Origin of the sequence: Bullifex porci (assembly GCF_009695635.1) — a bacterium.
Lineage (GTDB): Bacteria > Spirochaetota > Spirochaetia > Sphaerochaetales > Sphaerochaetaceae > Bullifex > Bullifex porci.
The window spans coordinates 62,002-78,770 of record NZ_VUNN01000008.1 but is presented as its reverse complement, the minus strand read 5'-3'; the positions used below and the strand labels follow the sequence as shown (position 1 = coordinate 78,770).

13 protein-coding genes are annotated in these 16,769 nt (G+C 34.9%); 6 read left to right on the top strand and 7 right to left on the bottom strand.

Translation table 11 applies throughout. From position 1 onward, the window contains the following. Positions 1 to 385: 385 nt before the first annotated feature. From FYJ80_RS05670 to FYJ80_RS05660, 3 genes are read right to left on the bottom strand one after another with little or no spacing between them, the layout of a single operon-like run. Positions 386 to 1,072 carry an RluA family pseudouridine synthase gene (locus FYJ80_RS05670; RefSeq protein WP_154425231.1) on the bottom strand — a complete coding sequence of 229 codons (687 nt, stop codon included), beginning with the start codon at positions 1,070 to 1,072 and terminating at the stop codon, positions 386 to 388. Further along, positions 1,069 to 3,060, bottom strand: a complete 1,992-nt coding sequence (locus FYJ80_RS05665) for a DNA topoisomerase IV subunit A (protein ID WP_154425230.1) — start codon at positions 3,058 to 3,060, stop codon at positions 1,069 to 1,071. Before FYJ80_RS05665 ends, FYJ80_RS05670 begins: the two co-directional genes overlap by 4 nt. A 1-nt stretch (position 3,061) precedes the next feature. Next, the gene (locus tag FYJ80_RS05660; protein ID WP_154425229.1) at positions 3,062 to 4,867 is read right to left on the bottom strand and encodes a DNA topoisomerase IV subunit B; all 1,806 of its coding nucleotides are present in this window, start codon (positions 4,865 to 4,867) and stop codon (positions 3,062 to 3,064) included. Between the two features lie 309 nt (positions 4,868 to 5,176). Between FYJ80_RS05660 and FYJ80_RS05655 the strand changes: the two genes are divergently transcribed. The 3 genes from FYJ80_RS05655 to FYJ80_RS05645 all read left to right on the top strand — a co-directional run bounded on the left by FYJ80_RS05655 (position 5,177) and on the right by FYJ80_RS05645 (position 9,798). Beyond that, the gene (locus FYJ80_RS05655; protein WP_154425228.1) at positions 5,177 to 6,481 is read left to right on the top strand and encodes an ATP-binding protein; all 1,305 of its coding nucleotides are present in this window, start codon (positions 5,177 to 5,179) and stop codon (positions 6,479 to 6,481) included. A 311-nt stretch (positions 6,482 to 6,792) separates the two neighbouring features. Then, entirely contained in the window at positions 6,793 to 8,208 is a 1,416-nt protein-coding gene (locus FYJ80_RS05650; RefSeq protein WP_154425227.1) for an AAA family ATPase, read from the top strand. 84 nt (positions 8,209 to 8,292) lie between these two features. After that, positions 8,293 to 9,798: an IMP dehydrogenase gene (locus tag FYJ80_RS05645; RefSeq protein ID WP_154425226.1), complete on the top strand. Its 1,506-nt coding sequence runs from the start codon at positions 8,293 to 8,295 to the stop codon at positions 9,796 to 9,798. 42 nt (positions 9,799 to 9,840) lie between these two features. Here the strand turns inward: FYJ80_RS05645 and FYJ80_RS05640 are convergent, their stop codons facing one another. Genes FYJ80_RS05640 through FYJ80_RS05630 form a run of 3 tightly spaced genes read right to left on the bottom strand, consistent with a single transcriptional unit; the run spans position 9,841 to position 11,396 of the window. After that, entirely contained in the window at positions 9,841 to 10,278 is a 438-nt protein-coding gene (locus FYJ80_RS05640) for a flavodoxin domain-containing protein (RefSeq protein WP_154425225.1), read from the bottom strand. A gap of 16 nt (positions 10,279 to 10,294) precedes the next feature. Beyond that, positions 10,295 to 10,891 carry a TetR/AcrR family transcriptional regulator gene (locus FYJ80_RS05635; RefSeq protein ID WP_154425224.1) on the bottom strand — a complete coding sequence of 199 codons (597 nt, stop codon included), beginning with the start codon at positions 10,889 to 10,891 and terminating at the stop codon, positions 10,295 to 10,297. Between the two features lie 31 nt (positions 10,892 to 10,922). Next, positions 10,923 to 11,396 (bottom strand): DNA-deoxyinosine glycosylase, encoded by a 474-nt coding sequence (locus FYJ80_RS05630; protein ID WP_154425223.1) that lies wholly within the window; start codon positions 11,394 to 11,396, stop codon positions 10,923 to 10,925. Between the two features lie 69 nt (positions 11,397 to 11,465). Here FYJ80_RS05630 and leuS point away from each other — a divergent pair, with 69 nt between their 5' ends. Then, the gene (gene leuS / locus FYJ80_RS05625) at positions 11,466 to 13,979 is read left to right on the top strand and encodes a leucine--tRNA ligase (RefSeq protein WP_154425222.1); all 2,514 of its coding nucleotides are present in this window, start codon (positions 11,466 to 11,468) and stop codon (positions 13,977 to 13,979) included. 27 nt (positions 13,980 to 14,006) lie between these two features. Here leuS and FYJ80_RS05620 read toward each other — a convergent pair whose 3' ends face one another. Then, positions 14,007 to 15,215 carry an L-serine ammonia-lyase gene (locus FYJ80_RS05620; RefSeq protein ID WP_154425221.1) on the bottom strand — a complete coding sequence of 403 codons (1,209 nt, stop codon included), beginning with the start codon at positions 15,213 to 15,215 and terminating at the stop codon, positions 14,007 to 14,009. A gap of 54 nt (positions 15,216 to 15,269) precedes the next feature. On the opposite strand from FYJ80_RS05620, the gene FYJ80_RS05615 reads away from it, so the two are divergent. Next, positions 15,270 to 16,565, top strand: coding sequence for a hypothetical protein (locus FYJ80_RS05615; protein ID WP_154425220.1), 1,296 nt, complete (start codon positions 15,270 to 15,272; stop codon positions 16,563 to 16,565). A 45-nt stretch (positions 16,566 to 16,610) separates the two neighbouring features. After that, a complete protein-coding gene (locus FYJ80_RS05610) occupies positions 16,611 to 16,760 on the top strand; it encodes a hypothetical protein (RefSeq protein WP_154425219.1) in 150 nt (49 codons plus the stop codon). Positions 16,761 to 16,769 lie beyond the last annotated feature (9 nt).

Below are 16,769 nucleotides of genomic sequence, written 5' to 3'. Positions count from 1 at the left end.
GAGATCAGCTCCTTCCTTTCCGGGCTCAGCTGTTTTTTCGGCTTCTTTGCCATATTGAAACTCCTATGCCTTCTTCTTTTCTAGCATAAGAGATTCTTCAAATGTCCACAAACTTTTTTACAGTCTCCAAGGAAAAGTATTGCATTTCTTCTTGTAACTTTCTTATCTTCAGACATATAATTATCAAGCCAATAAAAACATCAAAAATAGTATCTTTAGAATTTGTCTCCTTCAAGATAATACTATTTGATATTGAGCATCGTAATAATAATCGCAATTTACAATACCACTCATCTTTTTCCTCCTATATTTTCATATTGAAAGATTATTATAAATGTGTCTCAAAAATTGAGACTATAAAATAATAAAGGAGTTATTATTTAACCTACAGTGAAGCAAAATAATCCCAAACTGTATCATGTGGAGGTGGAGCTATTATTGTTAGCTCCTCCTTCTTTACAGGATGAGTAAATACAATCTTTCTTGCATGAAGATGAATACCACCATCAGGATTTGAACGAGGGAATCCATACTTTAAATCACCTTTAATATGTAAGCCAATTGCTGCAAGCTGAGCTCTAATTTGGTGATGTCTACCAGTATGTAGTGCAATTTCAAGAAGATAGTATTTATCGCTTTTTCCAATTAGCTTGTAATCAAGCTTTGCAATCTTACTTCCCTTAATCTCTTTAGGATAAGCAACACTCTTATTATTTGCACTATTTCTCACAATATAGTGTATCAATGTTGATTCACTCTTCTTTGGCATGTTATCAACAACAGCCCAATAGGTCTTCTTAACAGAAGAGCCCTTAAAGGCCTCATTAAGTCTTATTAGAGCCTTCTCTGTCTTTGTATAAACTACAATACCACTAGTTGGACGGTCTAAACGATGAGGTATACCCAAATATACATTACCTGGCTTATTATAGGTTACCTTCAAATATTCCTTAATCTTATCTGCAAGAGTAACATCCCCTGTTTCATCACCCTGAACTAACTCTCCTGGAAGCTTATTAATTATTATAAGATGGTTATCCTCAAATAAGATTCTATTCTTTATATCGTTCATTTATTTTCATCCTTTATTGAATCATCAAATAGCGTTGGCTCTGCTTCCTCGCTAGTTGAAGAATCCTTTATCTGTCTAAGAGTCAATGAAGCAAGCTGCTTAGTAATAAGCTTCATACCATTAGTTGATGCAGACTTACGAACAGAAAAATCTGCAAAACGGAAGGTTTCTTCAAGTACTCTATAGCCACAACCAGGCTTATATTTAGCAGTTATAATAGCGTTTGGGAATATAGATAGCTTAACAAGCTTATAATTTCCCTGTGGTAAAATAGAGTATAGCTTACCTGTGACAAAGGAGGTTATTGTAAATCTATTAATAAAGTAGAATTTTGATTCCTTTTCTCTATAAATAATAGTAAATACTATATTTTGTAGAAGCTCCTTTTCCGCATAGTTGATGTAGAAAATACCATCTGTTCCTATAAATTCCTTCTCTGAAACGTTGATAACTCTATAGCAGCCATCCTTTCTCATGTAGAAGACCTTATCAAAGCTTGATACCTTTAATAGAGTCTCTCCTGTTTTAAGATTTGTACCAATGTAACCAGTTGCTTCATCATACTTTAGCTCTAGATTTCTAACAGCTATTTGCTTAGCATCAACAACACCAAATGAACCAATTTCGGTCTTTCTTGCCCATACTTTTTCATCAACCATTGCTTTTAGCTCTTCTAAGTATGAAAGAGCATATTCTGTGATGTTAGCTAAACGCTCATCACATAGTGCGATAGCTGCATTAATCTCATCAATTTCGCTTCTATTTTTTTCAATATCAAAAAGAGAAATTCTTCTAATAGGGATTTTTAAGAGACGATCTACATCATCTAAATCGATATCTCTAACTAGCTCTGCTTTAAATGGTGCAAAGCCTGTAATAACGGCATTTACAACAGTCTCTTGAGTCTTTTTATTCTCAATTCGCTTATATATTCTCTCTTCGATAAATATACGCTCTAGAGTACGTGCATGTAGCTTATCTATTAAATGCCCCTTTTCAATATTTAATTCCTTGATAAGAGTATCAACAAGATGGTGAGCGTGGAACTTAACCATTTCAGTTATTGAAACAACCTTAGGTAGATTATCAACAATAACGATTGGGTTTACTGTAATTTTATTCTCACACTTAGTATAAGCATAAAGAGCATCAACCATATCCTTTGTATATGTGTTTCTCTGAAGGTTAATCTCTATATTAGCTGTTTCTGCTGTAAAGTCATTAATTGATGCAATATGAAGCTTACCCTTTTTAGCCGCATCCTCGATAGAATCGATCATCTGCTCACTTGTTACGCCATAAGGAAGCTCTGTAATTACAATCTTCTTAGGATCAGAGGTATCGAGTCTAGCTCTTACATTTACACTTCCTCTACCATCATCATATGCGGAAACATCAACTATACCACCACCAGGGAAATCTGGGTAAAGAGCTATCTCCTCACCTCTTAATACAGCGGCTTCAGCATCTAATACCTCTAATAGGTTGTGAGGTAGGATATCTGTCTTCATACCAACTGCGATACCGCTAGTTCCTTGAACAACTACAACAGGTATTTTAGCAGGGAATACTACAGGCTCTTGGTTTCTTCCATCGTAGGAATCAACATATTCTGTAATCTCAGGGTTATATAAAATCTTCTTCGCAAGAGGAAGTAAGCGACATTCAATATATCTTCCTGCTGCAGCTGAGTCACCAGTTAAAAAGTTACCAAAGTTTCCCTGGCCCTCAATAAATAGATTACAGTTAGTTAGGTTTACAAGTGCTTCATAAATTGATGTATCCCCATGTGGATGGTATTTCATCGTAGCACCAACAACATTTGCTACCTTGTGGTATCGTCCATCATCCATCTCTAGCAGGGTATGAATAATTCTTCTTTGTACAGGCTTAAAGCCATCAAGAATATCTGGAATGGCTCTATCACGAATTACATAAGAGGCATACTCTATGAAGTTCTCATCAAATATCTTAGTTACGTGTGACATACTATCTTAAGTTCTCCATAATGTATTCCCTTCTTTCAGGGGTATTATTTCCCATATAGAATTCCATCTTCTGTCTGACTTGGGTCATACTATCAATTGTGACAGGTATAAGCTTAATATCCTCACCAATAAATTGTCCAAATTCACTTGGACTTATTTCACCTAAGCCTTTAAACCTAGTTACCTCAGGACTCTTTATTTGTTCAAGAGCAGCATCCTTTTCCTTTTCAGAGTAGCAATAAACAGTTACCTTTTTATTTCTTACTCTAAAAAGTGGTGTATCGAGGATAAATACTCTACCGGAGGTTACTAAATCCTCAAAGAAGGTAATAAAATATGTCATCAATAGATTTCTAATATGATATCCATCTACATCGGCATCGGTTGCAATTACGACCTTAGAGTATCGAAGGTTATCTAAATCACCATTTTCTAAGCCAAGTGCTACCATGATGTTATATAGCTCTTGGTTTTCATATATTGCCTTTCTACTCCTACCAAAGACATTAAAAGGTTTACCACGAAGAGCAAATACTGCTTGAGTCTGTACATCTCTAGTTTTATTAATTGTACCTGCAGCAGAGTCACCCTCTGTTAAGAAGATCATTGAGTTTAAGGCTTCCTTTTCATGTGCCTTTGGATATGAATTTAAGTGGTAACGACACTCCTTAAGCTTAGGAATATTAATTGAGACCTTCTTAGCCATCTCACGAGCACCATTACGCACAGCACTCTCTTCTTTATGGATACGCTCATTATTTGCAATCTTATTTGAGAGAGCTGTAGCTGTATCACTATTTTTCATCAAAGCATCAATTACAGCCTCTTTAACCTCATTTACAATCCAAGAGCGAATCTCGGTATTTCCGAGCTTATTCTTTGTTTGGCTCTCAAAGATAGGATCTTGGACCTTTACACTAATAGCTCCACAAATACCATCTCTAATTTCAGGGGCATTCCAAGTCTTTTTATAATATTCATTTATCCCCTTTAATAGTCCTTCCTTAAATGCGGAAAGATGAGTACCTCCATCACTTGTATGCTGACCATTTACATATGAATAATAGGATTCACCATAATTTGCTGTATGTGTAAAAGCAAATTCAAGGCGTTGACCTTTGTAATATATTATTGGATAAAGGCCTTCAGAACCAACATTCTTATCCAATAGATCCATAAGGCCATGCTGGCTTTTAATAATTCTCTTATTAAACTCTATTGTGAGTCCTGTATTTAAATATGCATAGTTCCAAAGACGTTCTTTAATAAACTCTTCATTATATTTATAGTCTATGAATAATTCTGGGTCAGGAATGAAGCTTACAAAGGTACCATTTGGTTCTGTAGTACTACCCTTTTTTACTCTTCCAACCTGTACACCCTTTTCAAAGGTTGCTGTAGCATATTCTCCATCACGGTACGATGTAACTGTAAAATACGATGAAAGGGCATTTACAGCCTTAGTACCTACACCATTTAAACCAACTGAGAATTGGAAAGCTTCTGAGTCATACTTTGCACCAGTGTTAATTACAGAAACACACTCTACTATTTTTCCAAGAGGAATACCTCGACCAAAATCTCTTACTGATACTTTGTTATCGAGGACTGTTACATTGATTCTAGAGCCTGCTCCCATTATAAATTCATCGATACTGTTATCGATTACTTCTTTTAATAGAATATAAATACCATCATCAACATGTGAGCCATTTCCTAAACGACCTATATACATTCCAGGTCTTAATCTTATGTGCTCTAAAGATGAAAGGGATTTAATATTATTTTCATCGTATTTATTTGCCATATTATTTATTATCTAAAAAATATCTTATAATTGCAAACTAAATGACAATGATTTAACTTAAAGGTACAGTAAAAAGCTATCATAAACTCCGTACGTAATATTACTTTTTACGTAATAAATCAAACTATCACCTTCATTTCTTATTGTATATCTAAGCTACTCTTTAAAATAATTTATACCAATTTATCTATATTCTGAGAGTAACTAAGACTAAAAACTTTCCAAAATGTTGATGAAGCATACATTTTTACTTTCCAAAATGTTGATGAATCACGATTAATGTATTAATTTGCTAATTAGAGGTGGTTTATGTTAAAGAGAAAAGCTACAGATTATATCGAGAATTGGATAAAAACTAAAAATAAAAAATGTTTACTAGTTCAAGGTCCAAGACAAGTGGGAAAGACATATTTAGTAGAACACTTTGCGGCAAACCACTATGAAGATTTTATAGAAATTAATTTTAAGGAAATGCCATCTGCACGTGAAATATTCACAGGTGATTTAACTGTTGATAAAATGGTTATGGCAATAAAATTCCGATTTCCAGAAAAAAAACTCTTACCAAAAAAAACATTGATTTTTCTAGATGAAATTCAAGAGTGTGAAGAGGCAATTACCTCATTAAAATTTTGGGCCATTGATAATCGATTCGATGTAATTGCATCAGGCTCTTTACTAGGTATAGATTATAAGAGAGCATCTTCCTACCCTGTTGGATATGTTGATTATTTAAAGCTATATGGTCTTGATTTTGAAGAGTTTTTATGGGCGATGGGAATATCCTCTGAAATGGTAAGCTTCCTTAAAGATTCTCTTAGCTCAAAGGCTATAATACCAGGGGCAATAAATTCCCAGATGCTTTCATATTATAGACAATATATTGCAATAGGAGGTATGCCTGAAGTAGTTCAAAAATATGTGGATACCAAAGATTTCAGAGAGGTAGATAAAATACAGAAAAATCTTCTTATGGGATATCAATATGATATTGCGCATTACGCATCTGCAGAAGAAAAGGTGAAAGCAGAAAAGTGTTATCTTTCTCTTTCAAAGCAGCTATTAGATAAAGAAAACCATAAATTCCAATACAAAGAGGTTGAAAAAGGAGGAAGAGCTCAGAAATATTATTCTAGTATCGAATGGCTAATTAGAGCAGATATTATTCATTTATGTAGGCGTGTAACTGATATAAAGTTTGATCTAGATGATTATGCTAAAGACGATTTCTTTAGAGCTTATACAACAGATCTTTCTCTATTAATGGCTATGAAAGACTTTTCAATAAAACAACACATTGTAGAAAATACTCTTACAGGAAGCTCTAAAGGCGGTATATATGAATGTGCAATCTCTGATGCTCTTTATAAGAAAGGATATAAGCTTTACTTTTATAAAAATGAAACTACAAAACGAGAATTAGATTTTATTATTCAAAATGATGGAAAAGTAGTGCCAATAGAGGTAAAAAGTAGCAACAACAGAGCAAATTCTCTTTCCTTATTAATGAAAGGAAATAAAATATCTTCTGGATATAAGTTTATCGATGGAAATATTGGAATCAGCGAAGAAGGTATAATCACTTTACCATTATACATGGTTGCGTTTATATAATTTATTCAATTTTGATATGGTGTTTTAACATGAAATATCCACTGCTTGTAGGAAGAAGGTTACTTATTTTGGATTTACTACATATATTGGTATAGCTCTTACATATTAAAGCTACTCAATACTCCAATAATAAAAGCTAGGCCTTCAGAATATTCTAAAGGTCTTTTTGTAAAACTGTATTCTTCTTACAATTAAATATTTTCTGCGAAAACTTCTTAAAAAATATATGTTTTAGCAAAAAATATTGATTTTCTGCTAAAATAGTTGAAAAATCACAGATTTTAGCAGAAAATATTTATAAGTAGGTAGCTATGGAATTAATTGGAAGAGAAGAAGAAAAACAAACTATTATTGAATTATATGAATCTAATGAGTCTTCCTTTTTAGCAATTTATGGAAGAAGAAGAGTTGGAAAAACATTTCTAGTTAGAAAAACACTTTCAGATAAAATTACTTTTTCATATTCAGGAAAAGCGAATATAAATAAAAGAACACAGTTAAATTCTTTTAGATTAACACTTATTGAAAACGGACTACATGATTGTCCCATTTTAAAGGATTGGTTTGAAGCCTTCTTCTATTTAAAGAAAATAATTCAAGAAAGTATTGTTCAAAAAAAAGTAATATTTCTTGATGAAGTAGCTTGGATGGATAATCAAAAATCAGATTTCATTTCTGCTTTAGAGGGCTTTTGGAATGAATGGGCATCAAAAAGAAATGATATTTTATTAATTATCTGTGCATCGGCAACCTCTTGGATAATAGATAATGTGTTTCATAATAGAGGGGGACTGCATAATAGAATTACCCATCGCTTAAGAATAAATCCTTTTAACCTTAGTGAATGTGAAGAGTATAGCAAAGTAGCAAATTTAGCATATTCTAGATATCAAATACTTCAACTCTACATGGCTATTGGTGGTGTTGCATGGTATTGGTCTCTTCTCAAAAAAGGTTACTCAGTAATACAAAATTTAATACTCTTATTTTTCTCAGAGGATGCACCACTAAAGGGAGAATATAAGGAGCTTTATAGCTCTCTATTTAGAAAACCTGAAAAATATATCGATATTATAAAAGCATTATCAATAAAAATCTCAGGTTTAGATAAGCAAGAGCTTTCTGCAGAATGCAAAATAAGTAATAACTCTAAGCTAACACATATGCTTGAAGAGCTTGAAGAATGTGGCTTTATTAGAAAATATATCCCATTTGGAAAGAAGCATAATAGCATGAGATATCAACTTACAGATTGTCTATCACTATTTCATTTAACTTTTCTTTCAAAAACAAGGGGTGATTTAAGTCCAGAGATGTTACTTGCTTCAAATTCATATGTAGTTTGGTGTGGACTTGCATATGAAAGAGTAGTTTTAAATCATATACATCAAGTAAAGAAGGCTTTGGGTATTAATGGAATTTATACACAAGCTTATACTTGGAGATCTAATCCTTCTGAAGATAATAAAGCTCAAATTGATTTATTAATTGATAGAGCAGATAGTGTTATAAACCTTGTAGAAGTTAAATGGTCTGTAGATGGGAAAAAATATGTAATTACAAAAGAGGTTGAAGAAAATCTTTTAAATAAAAAGGATACATTTGTGTCACAAACTAAAACAAGAAAGAGTGTATTTATCACAATGATTACACTATCAGGTATAGAAAGAAACTCTCATAGTGATTGTGTTACTGCATCTCTTACTCTTGATGATTTATTTAATTAACCATAAAGAAAAAGCTCTTAGTTAGTTGCCTAATAAGAAAATATCTGATATAACACCTCAAAATTACTAGTTTAGGAGTTGATTATGGCTTTTTATTATGAAGATCTTTCTAGGACCTTTAGTGAATTCTTACTTGTTCCAGGTTATTCTCCTGAAACCTGCATTCCTTCAGCAGTATCCTTAAAGACACCTCTTGTTAAATATAGAAAAGGAGTTGAGGAGCCAGCATTAACCCTCAACGTACCTATGGTTTCTGCAATTATGCAATCTGTATCTGGCGTAAAGATGGGTGAAGCTTTAGCAAGAGAAGGTGGTATTGCATTTATTTTTGGCTCCCAATCTATTGAAGATGAAGCTGAAATGGTTAGAAAAGTAAAGAGAAGTAAATCAGGATTCGTTGAATCAGATTCAAATATAACTCCAGATTCAACTCTTAATGATGTTATTGCACTCTCTCAAAAAACAGGACACTCCACTATCGCAGTAACAGATGATGGTACATTAAATGGTAAGCTTCTTGGTGTTGTTACTAGCCGTGACTATCGCGTCTCTAGAATGGATGGAAATGAAAAGGTTTCTTCATTTATGACACCATTTGAAAAGCTAATTGTCGGTAAGGAAGGAATTACTCTTAGTGAAGCAAATGATATGATTTGGGAGCATAAGCTAAATCAGCTACCAATCATTACAGAAGATGGAAGACTTTCATCCTTTGTATTTAGAAAGGACTACTCTGAGCATAAAGCAAATCCAAATGAAAATCTCGATTCAAAGAAAAGATATATTGTAGGTGCTGGTATTAATACTCGTGACTACAAAGAAAGAGTTCCTGCATTAGTAGCAGCTGGTGCTGATTGTCTATGTATCGACTCATCAGAGGGCTTCTCAGCTTGGCAAAAGAACACTCTTGCTTGGATTAGAGAGCAATATGGTGATAGCGTTAAGGTTGGTGCTGGTAATGTAGTAGATGCAGAGGGCTTTAGATTTTTAGCAGAATGTGGCGCTGACTTTGTTAAGATAGGAATTGGTGGTGGCTCTATTTGTATTACAAGAGAGACTAAGGGTATTGGTAGAGGACAAGCTAGTGCAGTAATCGATGTTGCTAAAGCTCGTGATGAATACTTTAAAGAAACAGGTATCTACGTCCCAATTTGTTCAGATGGCGGTATAGTTTATGACTACCACATGACACTTGCACTTGCTATGGGTGCTGACTTCTTAATGCTCGGTCGTTACTTTGCTCGCTTTGATGAGTCCCCATCAAACAAAGTAAATGTTAATGGTGTATACATGAAGGAATATTGGGGTGAAGGCTCCTTCAGAGCTAGAAACTGGCAGCGCTATGATATGGGTGGAAAGAAAAATCTTTCCTTTGCAGAGGGTGTAGACTCATATGTTCCATATGCAGGCTCACTACATGATAACTTAGAGGTTACAACCTCAAAGATTAGATCAACAATGTGTAACTGTGGTGCTTTATCACTTGAGGAATTTAGAAATAAAGCAAAGCTCACAGTAATCTCACCTACTTCTATTGTAGAAGGTGGTGCACACGATGTTCTCTTAAAAGATAGATCAGAAGTTAAATAAAGTATTAAGCTCTTGAGCAAATTACTGTTCAAGAGCTTTTTTTTAACCTCTAAAGAAAGCTATTGCTTTAGCTATATCATCATTATTTGGATGGTTCTTTGAAATTCCACCAATAAGCTTAAAGGGCCCATAGGTATCAAAGCCCTTACAGCAAAATACTTTAACAAAATTTCCACCCTTTAGTGCTATAAGCTTTTTAACCCTTTCACATTGTGCTTCCTTTGGAGAGCCAGCACTATGCATTAATAATACGCTATGGCCTTCTAAAGAATTATTTTCAATAAATGATATTATCTCAGGATAATATTGACCATAACAAATTCCAGATGCAAAGCATATACGGTCATATTTCGATAAATCTAAATATTGAGTAATGGAAGCATCAACAATATCCACACTCTCAATATTAGCTTTTATTGCTTGGACAAGCTTTCTTGTATTTCCATGGTGCTTTGATGCAAAAACAATTAAATCCTTCATCTTTTATAAGCTCCTATTAAGCTTGATTTTTATAAACTTTAAAGAATGCTCTTAAGTGTCCTTCAACAAGATCTAATACTTCACTCTCTCTTTCACTTTCACGGTCACAGAGGTTAATCCAAACATTTATAGGAAAAGCTAATTGCATAGCCATCATCCTTGTATCATCACCTTGAATGACACCTTCATTTTTTAAATGATTAAGTAAACGAACAAAGAAAGAAACTATATCTGTATAGTTTTGTTTCGTCTGGAGCTTAGCTAGCTCTTCATTTTTAAATTGTTCAATTACTAGTAGCTTCCTTGCTTTAGATACAAAAGGATCATGAATAATAAAGGTAAGCTGAGCTTTTATCATCTCTATCACACCATCGATATCAGCTGGAAAGCTATCTTCCTTTGAAAACATTGAATGCTTCTCATATTGCTCTAATACTTCTTTTACTAATGCATCTAATATAGCTTTCTTACTTTCATAGTGAGAATAAAGAGATGCTTTCTTTATTCCAACTGCACTTGCAATTTGAGATATTGAGGTTGCTTCATACCCTTGATAAGAAAATAAATCTAAGGCTTCTAGTAATATTTCTTTTTTAGTATTGTTCTTTTCCATAACTATGTTATAACTAACGAACGGTTGGTTTTCAATACTTTATTACACACCAATGCTCTAAAAGTCTATCAAAGGAGTATGAAGCATTAGCTGAGGATGTTGAGGGTAATAAGGTAGCCTCTTGCTTATTATATTTTAAAAATAGCTCATATGCTTTCTTACCATTAACAAATATTCTTTCAATTGGAGCGCTATTTGTAATCAATGTAATATCGTTAGGCTTAACATCCTTAATAGAGCCATCATCAGAGCCTTCAATAGTACATGAACCTATTACATCCCAAAGTGCAATATGGTTTGAATGTAAGAATATTTTCTTCTCCTCAATATTATTTAGCTTAACGTTAAAAAGCTTTTCCATAATAGGCCAAAAACGATTGTTTTTGTGTCCATAGAAGAACTGTATTTCTCTACTTTTTACAGATGGGAAGGACCCTAAAATTAATATTCTTGAATTACTATCATAGAGAGGCTCTATATTATGCTTAACTTCGCTTCGTTTCATATTTTTATATTATATCTATCGAAAGTGATAATTGAATAATGAATAACAAAATATTAATATAAATACATTATGAGTAAATACCCTTTTTCAGAAATAGAAAAGAAGTGGCAAAAATATTGGGAAGAGAATAAAACTTTCCATGTCACAGAGGATCCTTCTGTTAGCAAGGATAAAAGAAGATATGTTTTGGATATGTTCCCATATCCATCAGGTGCTGGTTTACATGTTGGTCACCCAGAAGGTTACACAGCAACAGATATCTACTGCAGATATCTTAGAATGAATGGCTATAATGTACTTCATCCAATGGGATTCGACTCATTTGGTCTTCCTGCAGAGAACTATGCAATTAAGACAGGAACACACCCTTATGAGACAACAAAGAAAAATATTGATAACTTCCGTCGTCAGATTAAATCCTTAGGCTTCTGCTACGATTGGGATAGAGAGATCTCAACCTGTGATGAAGATTATTATCACTGGACACAGTGGATTTTTGAACAGCTTTATAAGAAAGGTCTTGCTTACGAGGCTCATACACCAATTAACTGGTGTCCTAGCTGTAAGACAGGTCTTGCAAATGAGGAAGTTAAGGAAGGTCACTGCGATCGCTGTGGTGCTAAGGTAGAAAAAAAGAATATTAGGCAGTGGATTCTAAAGATTACTGCTTATGCTGATAAGCTCCTCGAGGGTCTTGATGAACTTGACTGGCCAGAGAGCGTAAAGACAATGCAACGCAACTGGATTGGTAGAAGTGAGGGTGCAGCAGTATTCTTCCAGCTCGAAAAGTTCGATGAGAAGCTCGAAGTATATACTACTCGCTGTGATACTCTCTTTGGTGCAACATATATGGTTATCGCACCAGAGCATCCACTTGTTCAAAAGCTAACAACACCTGAGCAGAAAGCAGCAGTAGAGGCTTATCTTGATCAAGCTAAGCATAAATCAGATCTTGAAAGAACTGATCTTGCAAAGGATAAAACTGGTGTATTCTCAGGCTCCTATGCTATTAACCCAGTAAATGGAAATAAGATTCCAATTTGGATTGCTGACTATGTTCTTATCAGCTATGGTACAGGTGCTATCATGGCAGTACCTGCTCATGATGATAGAGACTGGGAGTTTGCAAAGAAATTTAATCTTCCAATTATTGAGGTTCTTAAGAGTAAGGTTGATGTTCAGGAGCAAGCTTGGACCGAGGATGGTGAGCACGTAAACTCACAGTGGCTTGACGGCTTAAATAAGCAGGATGCAATTGCAAAGATGCTTGAATTCCTCGAAAAGAATGGTTATGGCCATAAGGCAGTTAACTATAAGCTTCGTGACTGGGTATTCTCACGTCAGAGATATTGGGGTGAACCAATTCCTCTAATCCACTGTCCAGATTGTGGTACAGTATTAGTTCCAGAGGAAGAGCTTCCTCTTACCCTTCCACAGGTTGATAAATATGAACCATCAGGAACAGGTGAATCACCACTTGTTAATGTTGAATCATGGGTTAATTGTAGATGTCCAAAGTGCGGAAAGCCTGCAAAGAGAGAGACTAATACAATGCCTCAGTGGGCTGGTTCTTGCTGGTACTATCTACGATATATCGACCCAAATAACGATAAGAGATTCATCGACCCAGAGAAAGAAAAGTATTGGATGCCAGTTGACCTCTACATCGGTGGTGCTGAGCATGCTGTACTCCACCTTCTCTATTCAAGATTCTGGCACAAGGTTCTATATGATCTTGGTCTTGTTACAACAAAGGAACCATTCCAGCGCCTTGTAAACCAGGGTATGATTACTTCCTTTGCTTATCAGAAGCCTAATAAGTCATTAGTTCCTACAGATATGGTTGAGGAAAGAGATGGTAAGTACTTCGATAAGGAAACAGGTGAAGAGCTTACACAAGTAATTGCAAAGATGTCTAAGTCACTTAAGAACGTTATCAACCCAGATGACTTCATCCGTGACTATGGTGCTGACTCAGTTAGAATGTATGAGATGTTCATGGGTCCTCTTACAGAGTCAAAGCCTTGGGCAACTCAAGGCTTTATCGGTGTATATCGTTTCCTTGATAGAGTATGGAGAATTTCAACAGAAAAGAAGATTGAGGATATTGAAATACCATTAGACCTTAATAAGTCTCTACATAAGACTATTAAAAAGGTTACAGATGATACTGCTACCCTTAACTTCAATACTGCAATTAGCCAGATGATGGTACTTGTAAATGAGATTAACCGTCTTGAGGTTGTTCCAAAGAAGGTACTTGAGACTCTAGCACTTCTCTTAAGCCCATATACTCCACATCTAGCTGAGGAGCTTTGGTCAATGCTTGGTCATGAACCATCAATTGCTAATGTTGAGTGGCCAAAATATGATGAGGCACTTTGCGTTGAGGATACTATGGAAATGGTTGTCCAAATCAATGGTAAGCTCAGAAGTAGAATTATGATGAGCAAGAGTGCAACTAAGGAAGAGATGCTTGCAGCTGCTAAGGCAGATGAAAAAACTAAGGGCTGGTTGGAAGGAAAGCAGCTTATTAAAGAGATTGCAATTCCTGGAAAGCTAGTTAACTTCGTAATTAAATAATTAAATGGCCTGCTGAAAAGCAGGCTATTACTTTAATAGGGCTAAGCCACCCATACTTGTTTCACGATATAAGCTAGGGAGCGCTTGGCCTGTTTCCATCATTACCTCAATAACTCCATCAAAGGAAACCTTATGTCGCCCATCACTCATTAATGCAAATACAGCATGGTCTAAGGAACGCATTGCAGCCATAGCATTACGTTCAATACATGGAATTTGAACTAACCCCTTCATTGGGTCACAGGTAAGCCCTAAATGGTGCTCAAGTCCCATCTCAGCCGCATACTCAATTTGGAATACAGAGCCACCTAATAGCTGAGCAGCAGCGCCACCTGCCATTGCACACGCAACACCAACCTCACCTTGACACCCTACCTCAGCTCCTGATATCGAGCCATTTTGCTTAACAATATTACCAATTAATCCTGCAGTTAAAAGTGCTCTTATGATTCTATCATCACCAAGATCATATTGCTTTTTCATATAGTAAAGTACACTTGGAAGTACTCCACAGCTTCCACAGGTAGGTGCTGTTACTATTTGTCCACCTCCTGCATTTTCCTCACTAACAGCTAATGCATATGCTAAAGGAAGAGAGGTTCCTCCAAGAGGACCTGCAAAGTCTCTTGCCTTCGTATAGCATGCAGCAGCCTTACGCTGAAGCTTTAATCCACCAGGGAGAACTCCTTCATTATTTATTCCCCTCAAAATTGCATCCTGCATGACTATCCAAACCTGTTTAATGTAGTCGATGATATCAGGTCCCTCGCACTCTATAGCAACCTCCCACATTTGCATGCCTTCATCACTACAGTACTTCAATAGGTTGGCCATAGAGCCACACTTTTCCTTTGGATAAATATCAGTAGGACCCTCTTCTATAGCTCCCTCCTCAACGATTTTGCCACCACCGACAGAGTAATAGGTTTTTTCTAACACTATTTCCTTATTCTCATTAAACCCCTTTAAGGTTAAAGCATTTGGGTGAAAAGGCTTAAAGATATCAGGAAACCACAATATATTTACACTCTTTGAATGCTTTTCAAAGACCTGTCTAATAGCTTTATCTGTTAAGTGTCCTTTACCAGTAGCAGCGAGAGAGCCATAAAGCTCTGCTTGATATGAGTCACAATTAGGGCATATTGAAAGAAACTTTTCTGTAGCAGCCCTAGGGCCCATTGTATGAGATGAGGATGGACCATATCCAATCCTAAATAATTCTCTTAAAGATTCCATATTTCATATGATACATTATTACAATTTATCACTTCAATTGTTTATAATAAGGGTATGAAAAAGTTACTTCTATTTATTTTAATATTATTCATTTCTATTTCTTCACTATTAGCTACTTCCTTTCTTGATTATAGTGATGCAAAATCATGGATTCCTGAATCTTTATGCATTGGTATGGGAAATGATAAGTGGGCCATAGGTACTATTTCATATAATATGGATGACCAATTAACTTTTTCTGAACATTTTTATTTAGAAGCTCCCGCTTGGACTATGAATGTTAACCTACTTAGCATTACAAACAGAGGCTGGATGGAAGGCTGGTCTGCTAAGGATGTTACTAAGGTTGGTAGTGGAGAAAGAATAGATGGTAGATATGATGTTTCACAAATATTACTAGGTCTACCATTAAATATAGTAAATACAAAAGGCTTTTACCTATATACAAAGCCAGAATTTGGATTATCAATAATAGGTAACCAGCACTATGACGTTTTACAAAATACACTACATAAAATAATAAAAGCTGCACCTTTGGAAGTAGACTATGAGATAGATAATAATATTGTAAAATCTACATTAAATTTATATCTAGAAGCAGGTGGAGTTATTGCAAATATAAAAAGTGCAGCTTTAGTTTTAGCTCTTCGAACAGATTTATTAAATACAATTGATTTCTCATCAAAACAGATAATCTATGGCTCTGTTGGGCTTATTCGTGATAATTTAGATATATTAACACTTAGCTTAGGATATTCTTTTGTACAGTCATATAGTGGCTTTAAGACACAAGAGGTTTATCATGATTACTTAAGGGGACCTATATTATCACTTTCAATTAACTCTGGCTTAATTAGAATTGATTACACAGCACGATTACAAACAGGCTTTGGTTTTGGAGTTATAAGTGTCGATGTATTATCATTATTTAAAAAACCAACCTGGGAGAACAGTGATATCTTCCTAAATTTAGGAACATCATCACAGCTTAATTGTACATTCTATAATATCAAGCTTGGTATACCTATCTTAGATACTCGTTTCTCTGCAATTCTTTCTACTAGATTCCTATCAGGAAACCCTTCGTTTAAAGGATGGGAAACAGAGATGGATCCAAAAGAATGGCCAAGATTTAAAAGATCTTATTCTGCACTTTTACTTGGAACAAGATATGAGTTTGATAATAAAGAAGCGATAGTAACACCATATTCAGAGATAACAATTGGCTTAATGACTTGGGAGGTAAGAACTCTTAATAATATGCTAGACCCAATTGAAAATGAAGAGAAGGTGCACTCTATCGTTAACCCAAAATTACTTTCCTTTGCCGCTGATTTAGAGATAGGATAAAAGTTTATTCCAAGTGGTGCATTAAAAACAGCAAATTCAGAGTTTATGTTCTCTATTTTCTCTGGATTTACATTTATCCACAACTCAAAAAAGGTTGCTACATACCTATACGACACAACTGAGGATAGTGAAAAGATTGGTGCTATCATTCCAAGATGGGGATTTGGTATTGAAATTGGATTTGATTTAACATAATAGACATTA

What these genes read in the sequence shown, in the direction of transcription:
- FYJ80_RS05670 (WP_154425231.1), bottom strand. Translation starts at nt 1,072, where the DNA reads ATGAACGATATAAAGAATAGAATCTTATTTGAGGATAACCATCTTATA.
- FYJ80_RS05665 (WP_154425230.1), bottom strand. Translation starts at nt 3,060, where the DNA reads ATGTCACACGTAACTAAGATATTTGATGAGAACTTCATAGAGTATGCC.
- FYJ80_RS05660 (WP_154425229.1), bottom strand. Translation starts at nt 4,867, where the DNA reads ATGGCAAATAAATACGATGAAAATAATATTAAATCCCTTTCATCTTTA.
- FYJ80_RS05655 (WP_154425228.1), top strand. Translation starts at nt 5,177, where the DNA reads ATGTTAAAGAGAAAAGCTACAGATTATATCGAGAATTGGATAAAAACT.
- FYJ80_RS05650 (WP_154425227.1), top strand. Translation starts at nt 6,793, where the DNA reads ATGGAATTAATTGGAAGAGAAGAAGAAAAACAAACTATTATTGAATTA.
- FYJ80_RS05645 (WP_154425226.1), top strand. Translation starts at nt 8,293, where the DNA reads ATGGCTTTTTATTATGAAGATCTTTCTAGGACCTTTAGTGAATTCTTA.
- FYJ80_RS05640 (WP_154425225.1), bottom strand. Translation starts at nt 10,278, where the DNA reads ATGAAGGATTTAATTGTTTTTGCATCAAAGCACCATGGAAATACAAGA.
- FYJ80_RS05635 (WP_154425224.1), bottom strand. Translation starts at nt 10,891, where the DNA reads ATGGAAAAGAACAATACTAAAAAAGAAATATTACTAGAAGCCTTAGAT.
- FYJ80_RS05630 (WP_154425223.1), bottom strand. Translation starts at nt 11,396, where the DNA reads ATGAAACGAAGCGAAGTTAAGCATAATATAGAGCCTCTCTATGATAGT.
- leuS (WP_154425222.1), top strand. Translation starts at nt 11,466, where the DNA reads ATGAGTAAATACCCTTTTTCAGAAATAGAAAAGAAGTGGCAAAAATAT.
- FYJ80_RS05620 (WP_154425221.1), bottom strand. Translation starts at nt 15,215, where the DNA reads ATGGAATCTTTAAGAGAATTATTTAGGATTGGATATGGTCCATCCTCA.
- FYJ80_RS05615 (WP_154425220.1), top strand. Translation starts at nt 15,270, where the DNA reads ATGAAAAAGTTACTTCTATTTATTTTAATATTATTCATTTCTATTTCT.
- FYJ80_RS05610 (WP_154425219.1), top strand. Translation starts at nt 16,611, where the DNA reads ATGTTCTCTATTTTCTCTGGATTTACATTTATCCACAACTCAAAAAAG.